Annotated in this window: 14 protein-coding genes; 9 read left to right on the forward strand and 5 right to left on the reverse strand. The window is 71.1% G+C overall.

Annotated elements, in window-relative coordinates:
• Positions 1-179: 179 nt before the first annotated feature.
• On the reverse strand, positions 180-1,136 hold the full coding sequence (gene meaB, locus IEZ15_RS00440; protein ID WP_189273288.1) for a methylmalonyl Co-A mutase-associated GTPase MeaB: 957 nt from the start codon (positions 1,134-1,136) through the stop codon (positions 180-182).
• Positions 1,137-1,198: 62 nt separating this feature from the next.
• Positions 1,199-2,398, reverse strand: a complete 1,200-nt coding sequence (locus tag IEZ15_RS00445; RefSeq protein WP_189273290.1) for an acetyl-CoA C-acetyltransferase — start codon at positions 2,396-2,398, stop codon at positions 1,199-1,201.
• Between the two features lie 135 nt (positions 2,399-2,533).
• On the opposite strand from IEZ15_RS00445, the gene mce reads away from it, so the two are divergent.
• From mce to IEZ15_RS00480, 7 genes are all read left to right on the forward strand, one after another.
• On the forward strand, positions 2,534-2,962 hold the full coding sequence (gene mce, locus IEZ15_RS00450; protein ID WP_189273292.1) for a methylmalonyl-CoA epimerase: 429 nt from the start codon (positions 2,534-2,536) through the stop codon (positions 2,960-2,962).
• 163 nt (positions 2,963-3,125) lie between these two features.
• Positions 3,126-7,022: a polarized growth protein Scy gene (gene scy / locus IEZ15_RS00455; protein WP_189273295.1), complete on the forward strand. Its 3,897-nt coding sequence runs from the start codon at positions 3,126-3,128 to the stop codon at positions 7,020-7,022.
• 184 nt (positions 7,023-7,206) lie between these two features.
• Positions 7,207-8,145, forward strand: coding sequence for a coiled-coil domain-containing protein (locus tag IEZ15_RS00460; RefSeq protein WP_114246695.1), 939 nt, complete (start codon positions 7,207-7,209; stop codon positions 8,143-8,145).
• Positions 8,146-8,231: 86 nt separating this feature from the next.
• Complete coding sequence (locus IEZ15_RS00465) at positions 8,232-9,266, forward strand: ATP-binding cassette domain-containing protein (protein WP_189273297.1); 1,035 nt, start codon at positions 8,232-8,234, stop codon at positions 9,264-9,266.
• A gap of 5 nt (positions 9,267-9,271) precedes the next feature.
• Entirely contained in the window at positions 9,272-10,051 is a 780-nt protein-coding gene (locus tag IEZ15_RS00470) for an ABC transporter permease (protein WP_189273299.1), read from the forward strand.
• 205 nt (positions 10,052-10,256) lie between these two features.
• Positions 10,257-11,420 (forward strand): ABC transporter ATP-binding protein, encoded by a 1,164-nt coding sequence (locus IEZ15_RS00475; protein WP_114246693.1) that lies wholly within the window; start codon positions 10,257-10,259, stop codon positions 11,418-11,420.
• The gene (locus IEZ15_RS00480) at positions 11,417-12,289 is read left to right on the forward strand and encodes an ABC transporter permease (RefSeq protein ID WP_189273301.1); all 873 of its coding nucleotides are present in this window, start codon (positions 11,417-11,419) and stop codon (positions 12,287-12,289) included. Before IEZ15_RS00475 ends, IEZ15_RS00480 begins: the two co-directional genes overlap by 4 nt.
• 42 nt (positions 12,290-12,331) lie before the next feature.
• On the opposite strand, the gene IEZ15_RS00485 is transcribed toward IEZ15_RS00480, so the two are convergent.
• A complete protein-coding gene (locus IEZ15_RS00485; protein ID WP_114246691.1) occupies positions 12,332-12,661 on the reverse strand; it encodes an Rv1322 family protein in 330 nt (109 codons plus the stop codon).
• A gap of 210 nt (positions 12,662-12,871) precedes the next feature.
• Here IEZ15_RS00485 and IEZ15_RS00490 point away from each other — a divergent pair, with 210 nt between their 5' ends.
• Positions 12,872-13,915, forward strand: coding sequence for an LLM class flavin-dependent oxidoreductase (locus IEZ15_RS00490; RefSeq protein ID WP_114246690.1), 1,044 nt, complete (start codon positions 12,872-12,874; stop codon positions 13,913-13,915).
• A 77-nt stretch (positions 13,916-13,992) separates the two neighbouring features.
• Here IEZ15_RS00490 and IEZ15_RS00495 read toward each other — a convergent pair whose 3' ends face one another.
• The gene (locus IEZ15_RS00495; RefSeq protein ID WP_014154035.1) at positions 13,993-14,385 is read right to left on the reverse strand and encodes an SCO5389 family protein; all 393 of its coding nucleotides are present in this window, start codon (positions 14,383-14,385) and stop codon (positions 13,993-13,995) included.
• Positions 14,386-14,647: 262 nt separating this feature from the next.
• On the opposite strand from IEZ15_RS00495, the gene nucS reads away from it, so the two are divergent.
• Entirely contained in the window at positions 14,648-15,319 is a 672-nt protein-coding gene (gene nucS, locus IEZ15_RS00500) for an endonuclease NucS (RefSeq protein WP_093898543.1), read from the forward strand.
• A gap of 53 nt (positions 15,320-15,372) precedes the next feature.
• Here the strand turns inward: nucS and IEZ15_RS00505 are convergent, their stop codons facing one another.
• On the reverse strand, positions 15,373-17,853 hold the full coding sequence (locus IEZ15_RS00505; RefSeq protein ID WP_189273303.1) for an ATP-binding protein: 2,481 nt from the start codon (positions 17,851-17,853) through the stop codon (positions 15,373-15,375).
• Positions 17,854-17,956 lie beyond the last annotated feature (103 nt).

The following is a 17,956-nucleotide window of genomic DNA, read 5'->3' on the forward strand; positions in this document are numbered from 1 at the left end:
CGTCACCGGCCGCAGCGCCGGTCAGCACGGAAAGCGCGCCCCCGGACCACAACTGACGCATCTTCAGCCGTCAGGGGCGAGGATGCGTGGCGCGACGGTTCCGCACTGGCGACGCACAGACGTCTCCGGACGGTCCCGGGAGCGGCCCGCACGCCACTCCCGGACCCGTCCGGACGGGATCAGACCCCGGTGAGTCCTGCCACGAGCTCGTCCGCCGCCGCGTAGGGGTCGAGGCTCCCCGCCACGATGCGTTCGGCGAGCGCGCCGATGTGGCGGTCGCCGTGCAGATCGCCGATGCGCTCACGCAGCCGCGTGACGGCGATCGTCTCGACCTCGTGGGCCGCGCGGGCCATGCGCCGCTCGGCGAGCACTCCGTGCTCCTCCATCCACGCCCGGTGCTTCTCCAGCGCCTCGACGACCTCGTCGATGCCCTCGCCCCGGGCGGCGACCGTCTTCACGATCGGCGGCCGCCAGTCGCCGGGACCGCGGGACTCGCCGAGGCCCAGCATGTGGTTGAGCTCGCGCGCGGTGGCATCCGCGCCGTCCCGGTCGGCCTTGTTGACGACGTATACATCGCCGATCTCCAGGATTCCGGCCTTCGCCGCCTGGATGCCGTCGCCCATGCCGGGCGCCAGCAGGACGACGGAGGTGTCGGCCTGGGAGGCGATCTCCACCTCCGACTGGCCGACGCCGACCGTCTCCACCAGGATCACTTCGCAGCCCGCAGCATCCAGCACCCGGATCGCCTGCGGTGCCGACCAGGCGAGACCGCCCAGATGTCCGCGGGTGGCCATGGAGCGGATGTAGACGCCCGGGTCGGAGGCGTGCTCCGACATCCGGACCCGGTCACCGAGGAGCGCCCCGCCGGAGAACGGGGAGGACGGGTCGACGGCCAGGACGCCGACCCGCTTGCCTGCCCGCCGGTACGCCGAGACCAGTGCCGACGTCGATGTCGATTTGCCGACACCGGGTGAGCCGGTCAGACCGACGACGTACGCGTTGCCCGTCAGCGGCGCCAGGGCCGCCATCACCTCGCGCAGCTGCGGCGACGCACCCTCCACCAGGGAGATGAGCCGGGCCACGGCCCGCGGCCGGCCCGCACGGGCCTGCTCGACCAGGGTGGGGACGTCCACCATCACCGCTCCGTTCACTCGCTGAGTGCTCTACGTGTACTACGTACTGCTTGCCCGGGCCGTTCCTACTTGGGGACGCGGATGATCAGCGCGTCGCCCTGGCCACCGCCGCCGCACAGCGCCGCCGCACCGGTGCCGCCGCCGCGCCGCTTCAGCTCCAGCGCCAGGTGCAGCACCACACGGGCGCCGGACATGCCGATCGGGTGACCCAGCGCGATGGCGCCGCCGTTGACGTTCACCTTTTCCGGGGTGACGCCGAGGTCCTTCATCGACTGGACGGCGACCGCGGCGAACGCCTCGTTGATCTCGATCAGGTCGAGGTCCGCGACCTCCAGGCCGTCCTTCTTCAGGGCGTGCTTGATGGCGTTGGACGGCTGCGACTGGAGCGAGTTGTCCGGGCCCGCCACATTGCCGTGGGCGCCGATCTCGGCGATCCAGTCCAGGCCCAGCTCCTCGGCCTTGGTCTTGCTCATGACGACGACCGCTGCGGCGCCGTCGGAGATCTGCGAGGAGGTGCCCGCGGTGATCGTGCCGTCCTTGGTGAAGGCCGGGCGCAGCTTGCCGAGGGACTCCGCGGTCGTCTCCGCGCGGATGCCCTCGTCCTTGGAGAAGAGGACCGGGTCGCCCTTGCGCTGCGGGATCTCGACCGGGGTGATCTCGGCCTCGAAGATGCCGTTCTTCTGGGCGGCGGCGGCGCGCTGGTGGGAGAGGGCGCCGATCTCGTCCTGGTCGGCGCGGTTCAGGCCAAGGCGGGTGTTGTGCTTCTCGGTGGATTCACCCATCGGGATGTTCTCGTAGGCGTCGGTCAGACCGTCGTACGCCATCGAGTCGAGCATCTCGATCGCGCCGTACTTGTAGCCCTCGCGGGACTTCGGGAGCAGGTGCGGGGCGTTCGTCATGGACTCCTGGCCACCGGCGACGACGACGTCGAACTCACCGGCGCGGATCAGCTGGTCGGCGAGCGCGATCGCGTCGAGCCCGGACAGACACACCTTGTTGACCGTGAGCGCGGGGACGTTCATCGGGATGCCCGCCTTGACCGCGGCCTGGCGGGCCGGCATCTGGCCCGCACCGGCCTGCAGGACCTGGCCCATGATCACGTACTCGACCTGGTCGCCGCCGATGCCGGCCCGGTCCAGCGCGGCCTTGATGGCGATGCCGCCGAGATCGGCCCCGGAGAAGCTCTTCAGCGAGCCGAGAAGCCGGCCCATGGGCGTACGCGCGCCCGCGACGATCACTGAGGTGGTACCGGTCGTTCCTGACATGAGGCGCAGCCCCTTGGGATTAGGAGTGAACGAGGGTTTACATGAATGTACTGAGCGGTACCGCGCCCGTCATCCGGCAGCGGGTGTGATCGCGCGCACGTTGCGTAACCATCGGTGTCGCGCTGCACTGGTTGCATGCTGACGCGAATCGACCACATCGGGATCGCCTGTTTCGACCTGGACAAGACCGTCGAGTTCTACCGCTCGACCTACGGTTTCGAGGTGTTCCACTCCGAGATCAACGAGGAGCAGGGCGTCCGTGAGGCCATGCTCAAGATCAACGATACGTCCGACGGCGGTGCTTCCTACCTCCAGTTGCTGGAGCCGACCCGGGAGGACTCGGCCGTGGGCAAGTGGCTGGCAAAGAACGGGGAGGGTGTCCACCACATCGCCTTCGGCACCGCGGACGTCGACGCCGACGCGGCGGACATCCGGGGGAAGGGGGTCAGGGTGCTGTACGACGAGCCCAGGACCGGTTCGATGGGGTCCCGGATCACCTTCCTGCACCCCAAGGACTGCCACGGTGTCCTCACCGAACTGGTCACGTCCGCAGCGGAGCACTGACCTCCGGATACCTGGCCCGGTAGAGTGGGCCGTTCCGGGCCGGGGCCGGGTCGGGGCCGCGCCGCGTCCCCAGCCGTGATCTGTCACCATTCCCCGGGGGACCGTTCGCCGGCGAACGGTACTCGTTGGAGAGTTGCGACCAGGGGACGGATGGGACCGCGCAGTGCGGGGCTACGAACGCCAGGAGAGCCACCGAGCTGAAGACGACCATCTCTCGCGGTTCGAAGCCGAGATGGACCGGCTGAAGACCGACCGGGAGAAGGCCGTTCAGCACGCCGAGGACCTCGGTTACCAGGTCGAGGTATTGCGCGCCAAGCTGCACGAGGCTCGGCGCAATCTCGCGACCCGTCCCGCATACGACAGCGCGGACATCGGCTACCAGGCCGAGCAGCTGCTCCGTAATGCCCAGATCCAGGCCGAGCAGCTGCGGACCGACGCGGAGCGGGAGCTCCGTGACGCCCGTGCGCAGACGCAGCGGATCCTGCAGGAGCATGCCGAGCACCAGGCGCGGCTCCAGGCCGAGCTGCACAACGAGGCCGTGCAGCGGCGCCAGCAGCTCGACCAGGAGCTGGCCGAGCGCCGTCAGACCGTCGAGTCCCATGTCAACGAGAACGTCGCCTGGGCCGAGCAGCTCAGGGCCAGGACCGAGTCCCAGGCGCGTCGGCTGCTGGAGGAATCAAGGGCCGAGGCCGAGCAGTCCCTGGCGGCCGCGCGCGCCGAGGCGGGCCGGCTGGCGAACGAGACCCGGCAGCGGCTCGGCTCCGAGGCGGAGTCTGCCCGTGCCGACGCCGAGGCGATCCTGCTGCGCGCCCGCAAGGACGCCGAGCGGCTGCTGAACGCCGCCTCCAGCCAGGCGCAGGAGGCCACCAGCCACGCCGAGCAGCTGCGTACGTCGACGACGGCCGAGACCGAGCAGACCCGGCAGCAGACCACCGAGCTGAACCGGGCCGCCGAGCAGCGCATGCAGGAGGCCGAGACCCAGCTGCGCGAGGCCCGTCTGGCGGCCGAGAAGGTCACCAGCGAGGCGAAGGAGGCCGCCGTCAAGCGGCTGGCCGCCGCCGAGTCGCAGAACGAGCAGCGCACCCGTACGGCCAGGTCGGAGATCGCCCGGCTGGTCGGCGAGGCCACCAAGGACGCCGAGTCGCTCAAGGCGGAGGCCGAGCAGGCGCTCGCCGATGCCCGCGCCGAGGCGGACCGGCTGAAGTCCGAGGCGGCCGAGAAGGCCCGCACGGCGGCCGCCGAGGACGCCGCTGCCCAGCTCGCCAAGGCCGCCAGGGCCGCCGAGGAGGTGCTGACCAAGGCATCCGAGGACGCGAAGTCCACCACCAGGGCGGCGAGCGAGGAGGCCGACCGGATCCGCCGCGAGGCGGAGACCGAGGCGGACCGGCTGCGCGGCGAGGCCGCCGAGCAGGCCGATCAGCTCAAGGGCGCGGCCAAGGACGACACCAAGGAGTACCGGGCCAAGACGGTCGAGCTGCAGGAGGAGGCGCGCAGGCTGCGCGGCGAGGCCGAGCAGCTGCGCTCCGAGGCGGTCGCCGAGGGCGAGCGGATCCGTGGCGAGGCCCGCCGCGAGGCCGTCCAGCAGATCGAGGAAGGCGCGAAGACCGCCGAGGAGCTGCTGTCCAAGGCGAAGGCGGACGCGGAGGAGCTGCGCACCACCGCGGGCACGGAGAGCGAGCGGGTCCGTACCGAAGCAACCGAGCGCGCCACCGCGCTGCGCAAGCAGGCCGAGGAGGCCCTGGAGCGCGCCCGCGCCGAGGCCGAGCAACTGCGTACCGAGTCCGAGGAGCAGGCCCGGTCCGTCACCACCGTGGCCGAGCAGGCGGCGGCGGAACTGCGCGAGGAGACCGAGCGTGCGGTCGCGGCCCGGCAGGCGAAGGCGGCCGACGAGCTGACCCGGCTGCACACCGAGGCCGAGACCAGGGTCACCACCGCCGAGCAGGCGCTTAACGACGCGCGCTCCGAGGCGGAGCGCATCCGGCGAGAGACGAACGAGGAGTCCGAGCGGCTGCGCGCGGAGGCCGCCGAGCGGTTGCGGGCGCTGCAGGAGCAGGCGGAGACCGAGGCGGAGCGGCTGCGCGACGAGGCCGCGGCGGATGCGTCGCGCTCGCGTGCGGAGGGCGAGTCCGCAGCCGTACGGCTGCGCAGCGAGGCGGCCGCCGAGGCGGAGCGGCTCAAGTCCGAGGCGCAGGAGAGCGCCGACCGGGTGCGTTCCGAGGCCGCAGCCGCCGCGGAGCGGGTGGGCACGGAGGCCGCCGAGGCGCTGGCCGCCGCGCAGGAGGAGGCGAACCGGCGCCGGCGGGAGGCCGAGGAGACCCTCGACGCGGCGCGCACCGAGGCGAACCAGGAGCGCGAGCGGGCCCGCGAGCAGAGCGAGGAGCTTCTCGCGTCCGCCCGCAAGCGGGTCGAGCAGGCGCAGGCCGAGGCGCAGCGTCTGGTCGAGGAGGCGGACAGCCGGGCGACCGAGCTGGTCTCCGCGGCAGAGCAGACAGCCCAGCAGGTACGGGATTCGGTCAACGGGCTGCAGGAGCAGGCCGAGGCGGAGATCGCCGGACTGCGCTCCGCCGCCGAGCATGTCGCGGAGCGGACGAAGTCCGAGGCGCAGGAGGAGGCGGACCGGGTCCGCTCCGATGCGCACGCGGAACGGGAGCGGGCCGGCGAGGACGCGGCCCGCATCCGCCGGGAGGCGCAGGAGGAGTCCGAGGCCGCGAAGGCGATGGCCGAGCGGACCGTCTCCGATGCGATCGCCGAGTCGGAACGGCTGCGCGCGGACACCGCGGAGTACAGCCAGCGGATGCGTACCGAGGCCTCCGACGCGCTGGCCTCGGCCGAGCAGGACGCGGCTCGCAGCCGGGCCGAGGCCCGCGAGGACGCCAACCGGATGCGTTCGGATGCCGCGACCCAGGCCGACCGGCTGGTGGGCGAGGCGACCAGCGAGGCCGAGCGGATCCGTACGGAGTCGACGCAACAGGCCACCCAGCTCGCCGAGGAGGCGACACAGCAGGCGACCCGGCTGGTCGACGAGGCGACGCAGCAGGCGACCCGGCTGGTCGACGAGGCGACGCAGCAGGCGACCCGGGTGGCGGACGAGGCCACGGACGGGGCCGAGCGGCTGCGTGCGGAGGCGGCGGCCACCGTCGCCTCGGCACAGGAGCACGCGGCCCGCACCCGCGAGGAGTCGGAGCAGGTACGCGCCGACGCGGAGGCGGCGGCCGAGCAGATGCGTGCCGAGGCCCGTCAGGAGGCCGACCGGCTGCTCGACGAGGCGCGGGAGGCCGCGGCGAAGCGCCGTGCCGATGCCGCCGAGCAGGCGGACCAGCTCGTCAACAAGGCTCAGGAGGAGGCGCTGCGCGCCGCCACCGAGGCCGAGGAGCAGGCCGACACGATGGTCGGCGTGGCCCGCAAGGAGGCCGTGCGGATCACCTCGGAGGCGACCGTCGAGGGCAACTCCCTGGTGGAGCGCGCCCGTACGGACGCGGACGAGCTGCTGGTCGGAGCGCGCCGGGACGCCACGGCCATCCGGGAGCGTGCCGAGGAGCTCAGGACCCGGATCGAGAGCGAGATCGAGGAGCTGCACGACCGGGCCCGGCGGGAGACCTCCGAGCAGATGAAGACGGCGGGCGAGCGCGTCGACAACCTGATGAAGGCGGCGACCGAGCAGCGCGACGATGCGGCGGCCAAGGCCAAGGAGCTGCTGGCGGACGCCAATTCGGAGGCGAGCAAGGTCCGGATCGCGGCTGTGAAGCGGGCCGAGGCGCTGCTGAAGGAGGCCGAGCAGAAGAAGGCCACGCTGGTCCGTGAGGCCGAGAAGCTGCGGGCCGACGCCGAGGTCGAGGCGAAGCGTACGGTGGACGAGGGCAAGCGCGAACTCGATCTGCTGGTGCGTCGGCGCGAGGACATCAACACCGAAATCTCCCGTGTCCAGGACGTGCTGGAGGCATTGGAGTCGTTCGAGACGCCGACGGTCGGCGGCAAGGGCTCGGGTGGCGGCTCCGCCGTTGGCGTCAAAGCCGGTGCCTCAGCAGGCACTCGATCGAGTGGCAAGTCGTCCGCGGGGTAGTCGCCCTGTCATCTCCCGTGCTTCGTCAAGGACGTTCAACCCTCCGAGTGGCAAGAGTTGCGGCGGTCCGCCACTCAAAAGGGGTGTCATTCTCCAGATCAAACGGGCATCCGCTCGATGACACGCCGCTCGGGCCCCTAGGATTCCCTCTAACACCTCACCGGTCTCATTCGACAGGAACCTCATGAGCGACCCTTCCTCCCCCTTCGGCTTCGAGCTCGTGCGACGTGGATACGACCGCGGTCAGGTGGATGACCGCATTACCAAGCTCGTCGCCGACCGTGATAGTGCTCTGACCCGCATCACGTCTCTGGAAAAGCGCATCGAGGAACTCCACCTCGAAACGCAGAACGCCCAGGCCCAGGTGAACGACGCGGAGCCGTCGTACGCCGGTCTCGGCGCGCGCGTGGAGAAGATTCTCCGCCTGGCCGAGGAGGAGGCGAAGGACCTGCGCGAGGAGGCCCGTCGCGCCGCCGAGCAGCACCGTGAGCTCGCCGAGTCGGCCGCCCAGCAGGTGCGCAACGACGCCGAGTCGTTCGCCGCCGAGCGCAAGGCGAAGGCCGAGGACGAGGGCGTTCGTATCGTCGAGAAGGCCAAGGGTGAGGCCACCTCGCTGCGCACCGAGGCCCAGAAGGACGCGGCGCAGAAGCGCGAGGAGGCGGACGCCCTCTTCGAGGAGACCCGCGCCAAGGCCGCCCAGGCCGCCGCGGACTTCGAGACCAACCTCGCCAAGCGCCGCGACCAGTCGGAGCGCGACCTCGCGTCCCGTCAGGCCAAGGCCGAGAAGCGCCTCGCCGAGATCGAGCACCGCGCCGAGCAGCTCCGCCTGGAGGCCGAGAAGCTCCGTACGGACGCCGAGCGCCGGGCCCGTCAGACGGTGGAGACCGCGCAGCGCCAGTCCGAGGACATCGTGGCCGACGCGAACGCGAAGGCCGACCGGATCCGCAGCGAGTCGGAGCGCGAGCTGGCGGCGCTCACCAACCGCCGCGACTCGATCAACGCTCAGCTGACCAACGTCCGCGAGATGCTGGCGACGCTGACCGGTGCCGCGGTGGCCGCCGCCGGCTCCCCCGCCGACGACGAGCCGGTCACCCGCGGCGTCCCGGCTCAGCAGACCCGCTGACCCCGCAGTACCGCAGTCGTACCTCTTGCGCGCCCGGTTCCGCCCTTGTGGTGGCGCCGGGCGCGCGGCCGTTCTAGCGTGAACGCATGATCGAGCTTGATGGTCTCACCAAGCGCTTCGGCAGCAAGGTTGCCGTCGACCGGCTTTCGTGCCGCGTCAGTCCTGGAATGGTGACGGGCTTTCTGGGCCCCAACGGTGCGGGCAAGTCCACGACGATGCGGATGATGCTCGATCTCGACAACCCGACCAGCGGTTCGGTGCGCATCGACGGCAAGCACTACCGCGACCTGGAAGAACCCCTCAAGTACATCGGGGCGCTGCTCGACGCGAAGTCGATGCACGGCGGGCGCAGCGCGTACAACAATCTGCTCTGTCTCGCGCAGAGCAATCGCATCCCGGAGAGCCGGGTCGCCCAGGTGCTGGACACCGTCGGTCTGAGCGCGGTGGCGAGGAAGAAGTCGAAGGGCTTCTCCCTCGGTATGGGCCAGCGGCTCGGCATCGCGGCGGCGCTGCTCGGCGACCCGCAGGTGCTGCTCTTCGACGAGCCCGTCAACGGCCTCGACCCCGAGGGAATTCACTGGATCCGCAATCTGATGAAGGCGCTCGCCGCGGAAGGCCGGACGATCTTCGTCTCCTCGCATCTGATGAGCGAAATGGCCCTCACCGCGGACCATTTGATCGTGATCGGCCAGGGCCGGCTGCTCGCCGACACCTCGATGGCCGACTTCATCCACCAGAACTCCCGCAGTTATGTGCGTCTGCGCTCTCCGCAGCAGGAGCGGCTGCGCGATGTACTGCACGAGGAAGGCCTGATCGTGGTCGAGACGGGCAGCGGCACGCTGGAGATCGACGGCGCCACCACCGAGGCGCTGGGAGAGCTCGCCGCCCGGCATCAGATCGTGCTGCACGAACTGAGCTCCCAGCGGGCCTCCCTGGAGGAGGCCTTCATGCAGATGACGGCGGACTCCGTGGAGTACCACGCACACTCGGAGCTCGGTGCGGCACCGCCGCCCGTGGGCCCGCACTGGGGCGACGAGTGGAACCGGCGGACCGCCGCCGGCACGGCCGGGAACGGCATGCCGGGCGTACCCGGCACTTCCGGCACCGTCAAGGGGGCGTGACGACGATGGCATCGGTACCCGCGGTCCTGACCTCCGAGTGGACCAAGATCCGTACGGTTTCGTCGACCGTCTGGACCCTGATCTCCGCGTTCGTCGTCACCGTCGCGATGAGCGCGGCGCTCTGTGCCCTGATGAACGCCCAGTTCGACGACCTCCCCGCGGTCGAGAGGGCCACCTTCGACCCGACCCTCATCAGCTTTTCCGGCATGGTCCTCGGCCAGCTGGCCATGGTCGTCTTCGGTGTGCTGGTGGTCGGTACGGAGTACAGCTCGGGCATGATCCGCACCTCGCTGGCGGCCGTGCCCCAGCGCGGTTCGTTCCTCTTCAGCAAGGTCGCGGTGGCCGGTGTGCTGGCGCTGGTGGTCGGCATCGCCACCAGCTTCGTCTCGTTCTTCCTCGGGCAGTCCCTCCTCGGCGACCATCACACGGACATCGGTGCGGACAATGTCCTGCGCGCCGTCGTCGGCGGCGGCATCTACATGGGCCTGATCGGGATCTTCTCCATGGGTGTGGCGACGATGCTGCGCAGCTCCATGCTGTCGCTCGGCATCCTGATGCCGTTCTTCTTCCTGGTCTCCCAGATCCTGTCGGCGGTCCCGGGCGCGAAGAAGGTCGCCCGCTACTTCCCCGACCAGGCCGGATCCAAGATCATGCAGGTTGTTCCGGATGCCATGAACAGCAACCCTGCTCCGTACGGGCCATGGGGCGGGCTCGGCATTCTGATCGCATGGGTGGCTGCCGCGCTGGCAGGCGGCTATCTCGTACTGAAGAAACGGGACGCATGACCGGTGCGCGGGATCCGTGGCCGATGGGCGGGCGCAAGACCCGATCGGCCCGGAAGCGCTCCGTCCGCTCTGCCGGGAAGGCGATGCGCTCTCGTAACGACTTGGCCGGAACCGTCAAGGGCTGGATATCCTCCTAACTCTTACGGGGGGCGTGCGGCCGGACGGCCTGGGCCCCGACGACAGACGAAGTCGATGGGGCTGGAGCATGATCGAGGCAGTCGGCCTGACCAAGCGCTACGGCGCGAAGACGGCCGTGTACAACCTTTCCTTCCAGGTGCGGCCGGGGGCCGTCACCGGATTCCTCGGTCCCAATGGGTCGGGCAAGTCCACCACCATGCGCATGATGCTGGGCCTGGACCGACCGACTTCCGGCCATGTCACGATCGGCGGCCACCCCTTCCGCAGCCTGCCGAACGCTCCGCGACAGGTGGGTGCGCTGCTGGACGCGAAGGCAGTGCACGGCGGGCGCAGCGCCCGTAACCACCTCCTCTCGCTCGCCCAGCTCGCCGGCATCCCGGCCGCCCGGGTCGACGAGGTGCTCGGTGTCGTCGGTCTTCACGACGTCGCGCGGAAGCGGTCCAAGGGCTTCTCGCTCGGTATGGGCCAGCGGCTCGGCATCGCGGCGGCGCTGCTCGGCGACCCGCAGGTGCTGCTCTTCGACGAGCCCGTCAACGGCCTCGACCCCGAGGGCATCCTCTGGGTCCGCAATCTGATGAAGATGCTGGCGTCGGAGGGCCGTACGGTCTTCGTGTCCAGCCATCTGATGAGCGAAATGGCCCTCACCGCCGACCATCTGATCGTGATCGGCCGCGGGCAGTTGCTCTCCGACATGAGCGTCAAGGACTTCATCTCCGCCAATTCGGCCGACTTCGCCCGGGTGCGGATCGCGGACGGTGCGCAGGAGCAGCGGGAGAAGCTGACCGCCTCGCTCACCGAGGCGGGCGGCCAGGTCATGTCGGAGCCGGACGGGGCCCTGCGGATCACCGGTCTGCGGCTGCCGCGGATCAGCGATCTGGCACACGAGTCGGACGTCCGGCTGTGGGAGCTCTCGCCGCACCAGGCCTCGCTCGAGGAGGCGTACATGCGGATGACGCAGGGCGCCGTGGACTACCGCTCGACGGTGGACCAGAAAGCCGGGCTGCAGCAGCCGGTGCACGGCGGGTACGGACAGCAGCCCGGTTACGGGGCGCCGCAGCCGCCGGTCCCGGAGATGCCGCAGCAGGGCTGGTACGCCCCGCCGCCGCCCGGACAGAACCCGTACGCGGGAGCTCCGGCGTCGCCCGTCGCCGCTGCCCCTGCGGCCCAGGCGGCGCCCGCCGCAGCCCCCGCAGACCTGACCAAGCGCGAGACCAGCGAGGACGCCCGATGACCACACCGCCGACCCCGCAGGCGCCGTACCAGCAGCAGGCCCCGGTCCCGCAGCAGAACTGGCAGGACGCACCGGCCGGGCTCTATGCCTCACCGATCCCGGTGCGCCGCGCCACCCTCGGCGACGCGCTCGCCTCCGAGTGGACCAAGATCCGTTCGGTGCGCTCCACCATGTGGACGCTCGGCGTCATGATCGTGTTGCTCCTCGGCCTCGGGCTGCTCGCCGCGATCGCGGTCAGTACCGCCGACGCCAACGTCGGCGAGACCCCGGTGCTCAGCTTCGGCTTCTTCGGGGTGCTGCTCGGTTCGATCTGTGTGATCACGCTCGGCGTGATGACCATCGCCTCCGAGTACGGCACCGGCATGATCCGTACGACGCTGACGGCCTGCCCCGACCGTGCGCGGGTGCTGACCGCGAAGGCGATCGTCTTCTTCCTGCTCACCTTCGTCATCACGACCGTGATGACCGCGCTGGTCGGGGCGTTGCAGACGGCCATCCTCGACGGCGAGGCACCCACCGGTGACGCCTGGTTGCGCGCCACTGTCGGCGTCGGCCTCTACATCGCGATGCTGGGCCTGCTCTCGCTCGCGATCGGCGCTCTCATCCGGCACTCCGCGGGAGCGATCACGATCATGATCGGGGTGGTGCTGCTGCCGCTCGTGCTGGCCATGTTCATGTTCGCGGAGTCGCTCAGCGACCTGAGGCAGGCGTTCTTCGAGTACTCCATCCCCAGCCAGCTCGGCGCGTTCTACGACACCTCGGTCACCGGGTCGGGTCCGTCCGGCTGGGATCCGCTGTGGATCATGCTCGGCGTCACGGCCGTGGCCATGGCCGGTGCCTATGCGTCGCTGGAGAAGCGCGACGTCTGACCGGTCACCGGCCGTCGGCCACCGTTCGCCGGCCGCCGGAGCTCAGTAGCGAGGCGCGTTCCTGGACCGCTGCACCTGCGTGGTGCGGCGGTCCCTCGCGTTCCAGCAGGCCTTGTGCCAGTGCCTGCGGTCGTCGATCCCGCTGTACTCGGACCAGGCCACCAGGTGCGGGACGCCGGACGGGATCTCCTGGTCGCAGCCGGGGCAGCGATACCGCTTGCCGGCCGCGCTCGCGCCGCTCACCGGGCGGACCGACCACTCCTCGCCATGCCACTGTTCGGTGCGTCCGCCGCCGCCGTAGCGGGCCCCCGGCTCCGCTGCGCTGTCGTAGGGACTCTCGCCGCCTCGGGGGCGGTTGCGGCGCGGGGACACGTGACACCTCACGGGGCAGGCTGGGCAGTTCCCGTCAAGCGTAGGGCCATTCGGCCGAGCGAGGTGTCCCACCCCGCACAGGACGGCGTCCCGGGCGGGGTGAGTTACCGGAAAATCGCAACAACCTGCCCCCGGACCGTGCCTTTGGCACGTGTCAGACGTTGTTGCCGGTAGGGGAGAGCCGCGTCGGCCGCAAGGAGGTAATTGGCGATGCGTGTGGGAACGTTCGTACTGGCAGCCCAGTTTCCGGGGCAGGGGCCGGGAGAAGCGCTGCATCGCGCGATCCGGTCCACCGAGGTCGCGGAGGAATCCGGGCTCGACTCGGTCTGGCTGGCAGAACATCATTTCGTGCCGTACGGGGTCTGCCCGTCCGCGGTCACCCTGGCCGCGCTGCTGCTCGGCCGTACCCGGAGAATCCGGGTGGGTACGGCTGTGAGCGTGCTGCCGACCCAGCACCCGGTCGCGCTGGGCGAACAGGCCGCGCTGCTCCATCTCACCAGCGGCGGCAGGTTCACGCTCGGCGTCGGCCGGGGCGGCCCCTGGGTGGATCTGGAGGTGTTCGGAGGGGGCTTGGAGGCGTACGAGAAGGGCTTCCCGGAGTCCCTGGAGCTGCTGCTCGACTGGCTGGGCAAACCCCGCGTGGCGGGGAGCGGGGAACGGTACGGCTTCCGCGAGGTGGCGGTGGTCCCCCGGGCCGACGAGCTGCTCGACGTGGACGGCGGCGGGAGCCCCGGCGGTCCCGAGGTGATCGTCGCGTGCACCTCGCCGAAGACGGTGAGGCTCGCCGCACAGAACGGTCTGCCGATGCTGCTCGGTATGCACTGCGGGGACGAGGAGAAGGCCGAGATGGTCGCCCTGTGGCGCTCCGCCGCCCTCGCCGCGGGCCGCTCGCCCGAGAGCGTCCGGGAGGCCGGACATGTGTCCGCAGGGGTGGCCCAGATCTCCGACCGTGCCGAGGACGCCGTGGAGACGCTCGTGAAGGCGATGCCGGGCTGGCTGCGACAGGGCCTGGACGCCCATGTGACGGTCGATGGCCGGCACCGGGTGATGCGCGACCCGGTCGCCTATACGGAGCTGCTGTGCGGCCTTCATCCGGTGGGCCCGCCCCGGCTCGCGGCCGACCGGCTCGCCGCCACCGCCGAGCGGACGGGCATCACCCGCTTCGCGCTCCTGGTGGAGGGTTCGGGAGATCTGGCGGCCACGGAGGAGAACGTAGCGCGGCTGGGCACTGCAGTACTGCCGCTGCTCACATAAGCAGTCGTAAGAGGTACGGGGGCTGCCGCCCCGGAGCCAGTTGCACCTTCGGCGCCCCGGAACGGCAGCAGAAGCGTTTAGCAGTCCCGTAGTTCGGGCGACTGATTGAGCAACTGGCCCCTCACCGAGGTGAAGCGGGCCAGACGCTCGTCGACCGAGGCGTCCAGCGGGAACACCGCGACGCGGTGGCAGTTCTGGAATGCCAGACGCACCCCGAAGTGCCTCTGCAGAGCGCCACGTATCGCATCACTCGCGAGCGCGCGCAGCAGCTGACCACGTGCCTGCTCGTCCGGCGGGGGCGTCTGGTTGTCGGCGAACTGTCCGCCGTCGACCTTCAGCTGAGCCACCAGAGAGCTGATCATCTCCCATGCGTAGGGCAGGGAGGTCCGGACGCAGTCGACGAAGTCGGCTTCGTCGACCTCGCCTCGCTCGGCCTGTTCCAACAGCGCCGGTGAGACGTCGAGCGACATGGGTTCTCCTCTCGCGACCCCGACGCCGGGCCGGGGCCTTACGGGCAGGGAAGGAGGACGGCGACGCAGCGTGCACAGACGGCGACCTCCTGCTTCCACGGTAAGGGTGCAGTCCTGGCCGCACCAGGAGATTGGGAACACAACCGGCCAATAACGAAGGGGATCAAAGAGGGGCAAGCCCCTGGGGCCCCGGTCCGGGGCCCGGAGGGGCGGCGGAGGGAGAATCGCGTGGAGCACCCGTCGTCGAGTAGCGTTGCCGACCATGCGTCTCGTCATCGCCCGCTGCTCCGTGGACTACGCCGGCCGGCTCACGGCCCACCTGCCCTCCGCTCCCCGTCTGATCCTGGTGAAGGCGGACGGGAGCGTGTCGATCCACGCCGACGACAGGGCGTACAAACCCCTCAACTGGATGTCACCGCCCTGCACCCTCAAGGAGGGCGCCGACGACACCGCGGGCGTCTGGACCGTGGTCAACAAAGCGGGCGAGAAACTGATCATCACGATGGAGGAAATCCTCCATGACTCGTCCCATGAGCTGGGTGTCGACCCGGGCCTCATCAAGGACGGCGTCGAAGCACATCTGCAGGAACTCCTCGCTGACCGGATCGAGACACTCGGCGAGGGCTACACCTTGATCCGCCGTGAGTACTTCACCGCCATCGGACCGGTCGACATCCTGTGCCGGGACGCCGACGGCCAGACCGTGGCCGTGGAGCTGAAGCGGCGCGGCGACATCGACGGCGTGGAGCAGCTGACCCGCTATCTGGAGCTGCTCAACCGCGATCCCCACCTCGCCCCCGTGAAGGGCATCTTCGCGGCGCAGGAGATCAAGCCGCAGGCGCGCGTGCTGGCGACGGACCGCGGGATCGGCTGTGTGGTGCTCGACTACGACGCGCTGCGCGGCATCGAGGACGACAAGCTGCGTCTGTTCTGACATTCCGCGGACGCCGGACGTGCATGGTCCGTCCGGCGTCCGCGGAGTTCTGCTCAGGCCGCGGTCGGACTGCTGTCCGCACTGGCCGGTGCAGAGAACGAAGAAGAAGGCCCGCTCGCCGAGTCGGAGGTGTTCGGCGACATCGGCGGGGTCTCGGTTGCCGGGTCCGTCGGGTCCGGGGAGTCGGTCTCCGTCGGAGTCGGGCTCGGGCTGCCCGGCTTCGTCGGCGGGGACGACTTCGTCGGGCTGGACGACTTGGTCGGCTTGCCCGACGACGGCTTGTCGCTGGACGGGGTGTCCGCCGACGGGGTGTTGCCCGGCCCCGTCGGGTCCGTGGACGGCGTACCGCTCACGCCGGGCGTGGCCTGGCTGCCCGACGGGCCCGGCGTCACCGCGCTGCCGCCGGATGCCGTGTCTCCGGGGGCCGAGCCGTCCGTCGGCCCGTCGGCCGGGATTCCGTCCCCGCTGTCGTCCTGGCCCGCCGACTCCTCGGTCGTGACACCCGGATTGCCCTGGGCATCGCCGTCACCGAACGGCGTCCCCAGCACCACCACCGCGCCCAGCACACCGGCCAGGAGGACGCCCACGCCCGCCGCGAGCGGATTGCGCCGGGCCCCGCCCAGCGCTCCGAAACGGCCGCCCCGCGCGCCCGAGGCGGTTGCGGGGGCGCTCTGCCGGGATATCACCGCGGTGACGTCCTCGTACGGCCGTGACAGCGTCTGCGTCACGGCTGCCGTCGGACCGACAGGCGGCGGCACCGGCTCCTCGTACCGCGGGGCCGGCACGTCGTCGCCCACCGGGACAGGTCCGCCGGGCCGCGGGCCGCCGGAGCGGTCCTCGACCAGGGCGAGCGCGCGTCGTCCGGCCACCGCGCCCGACTTGTCGGCGAGCGCCCCGCGCATGCTGATCGAGGTCTCCAGCTCCGCCCTGGCCCGGTCCGGATTGCCGGTGCAGAGTGCGAGGACGCCCAACTCATGGTGGAAGTACGCCTCTTCGGCGACCTCTCCGGCAATCCTGGCCGCCTCCTGGCCGATCCGCAGGGCCCTCTCCCAGGCGCCCCAGTGCAGTCCCGCCGCGAAGGCCGGGGAGGCGCTGCGGGCCAGCAGCACGGCCACGCTGGTCTGCCCCGCCCCGTCGCCGGGGACGAGCTGTGCCATCGCCGCGACGACCGCGTCGGCCTCGGCGGTCGCCCGGGCGGGGCCGACCGAGGGGTGCCCGGCCCACCAGGCGTAGTGCTGGGCCGCCGTCAGGGCCCGGTCGGTGCTGTCCTCGCCGTATCCGGCGGCCTCCAGCTGGGCGAGGACTCCGGCGGCCAGCCGGTAGCGGGGACCGGCCGGGGAGAGCAGTCCGCAGCCGGCCAGTTCACCGAGCGCGGCGTCGGCGTGGGTGTCCCCCACGAGCGCCGGCAGATGCGCCTGGTGCGGCACCTCGCCGCCGAGCGCGACCGCGAAGCGCAGGGTGTCGCGGGCGGGCCCGCTCAGCCGTGACGCGAGCAGTGCGGCGGGCGCCGCGCCCTCGCCGAGGCTGGGCAGCGGTATGTGGACGCCGTCGACGTCCTCGTCGTGCCCGAAGGGTACGTCGAGGGACCGGCTGTAGAGGCCGCTGTACGCGTCGGGGTCGGTGCGCAGCATGTCGCGCTGGCGCAGCAGGGCGCCCGCCTGGACGAAGCGCAGCGGCAGCCCCTCGGATTCGAACCAGAGGTCTCCCGCCCAGTTCGCCTCCTCCTCGGTGAGCGGACGCTCGACGACCTGCTCCAGCAGGTCGATCGAGGAGCTGCGGCCGAGGCCCCCGAGGAAGACCTCTTCGAGGTGCGAGTCCGGGGTGGGTGCGGCCACATCCGGAGTCGTCGCGAACAGGAAGGCGCACTCCGGAGTGGCGTCGAGCAGCTCCTCCAGGGCGGCCCCGCCGAATTCCAGGTCGTCGAGTACGACGACGGCGCCGATGCTCCGGACCTTTTCGAGGAGACCGGCGCGGTCGGGCCGGTGCAGCCGCGCGTCATGGACGGCCTCGAAGAGCCCGTGGAGCAGGTCGGTGACGGTCCGCTTGTAGCCGCAGAGCCGTACGACTCCGTCCGGTGCGAGGTCCGCGCAGTCGGCGGCGACGGCGTTCAGCAGTGCCGTACGGCCGGATCCGGCCGGTCCGGTGAGCCGCACCGAGCGGCCGCGGGCCAGCAGGCGCGCCAGCCGCTCGCGCTCTTCCGCACGCTCCAGGAGGGGCAGTTGGGGAGCGGGCGGCCCCGGCGGCACGGGCGGTGCGGTGGCGCGTTCGCGGTCGGCGCGCTCGGCCGCGGTGCGCCGGACCGGCGGGTCCGGCTGCTCCCCCGGCGGGCACAGCTCGACCTCGCTGCCGTCGACCGGGTTGACGGTGAGGAGGTAGTCACCCGATATGAGCCGGACGACGCGCGCCTGCTGTGGCGTTTGCTGACCGAAATCCGGAGTCAGTGGATCACGTGACGGCCGTCGCCGGCCGGTTCCCTCGTCGAAGCTGTCGTTGTCCCGGCCGTACTCTTCCGGTCCCCGGTGTGTCGGGTCCATCGCCAAAGCCCCCAGACGCGTCGCGCACGATTGCCCCTCCCGGCCTCGCACGCCCCGCTGTCGCTTCCGGTCCGGTGTCCGCCTGGTGGGTTCGTCAATCGGC

It is taken from the genome of Streptomyces atratus, assembly GCF_014648655.1.
Lineage (GTDB): Bacteria > Actinomycetota > Actinomycetes > Streptomycetales > Streptomycetaceae > Streptomyces > Streptomyces atratus.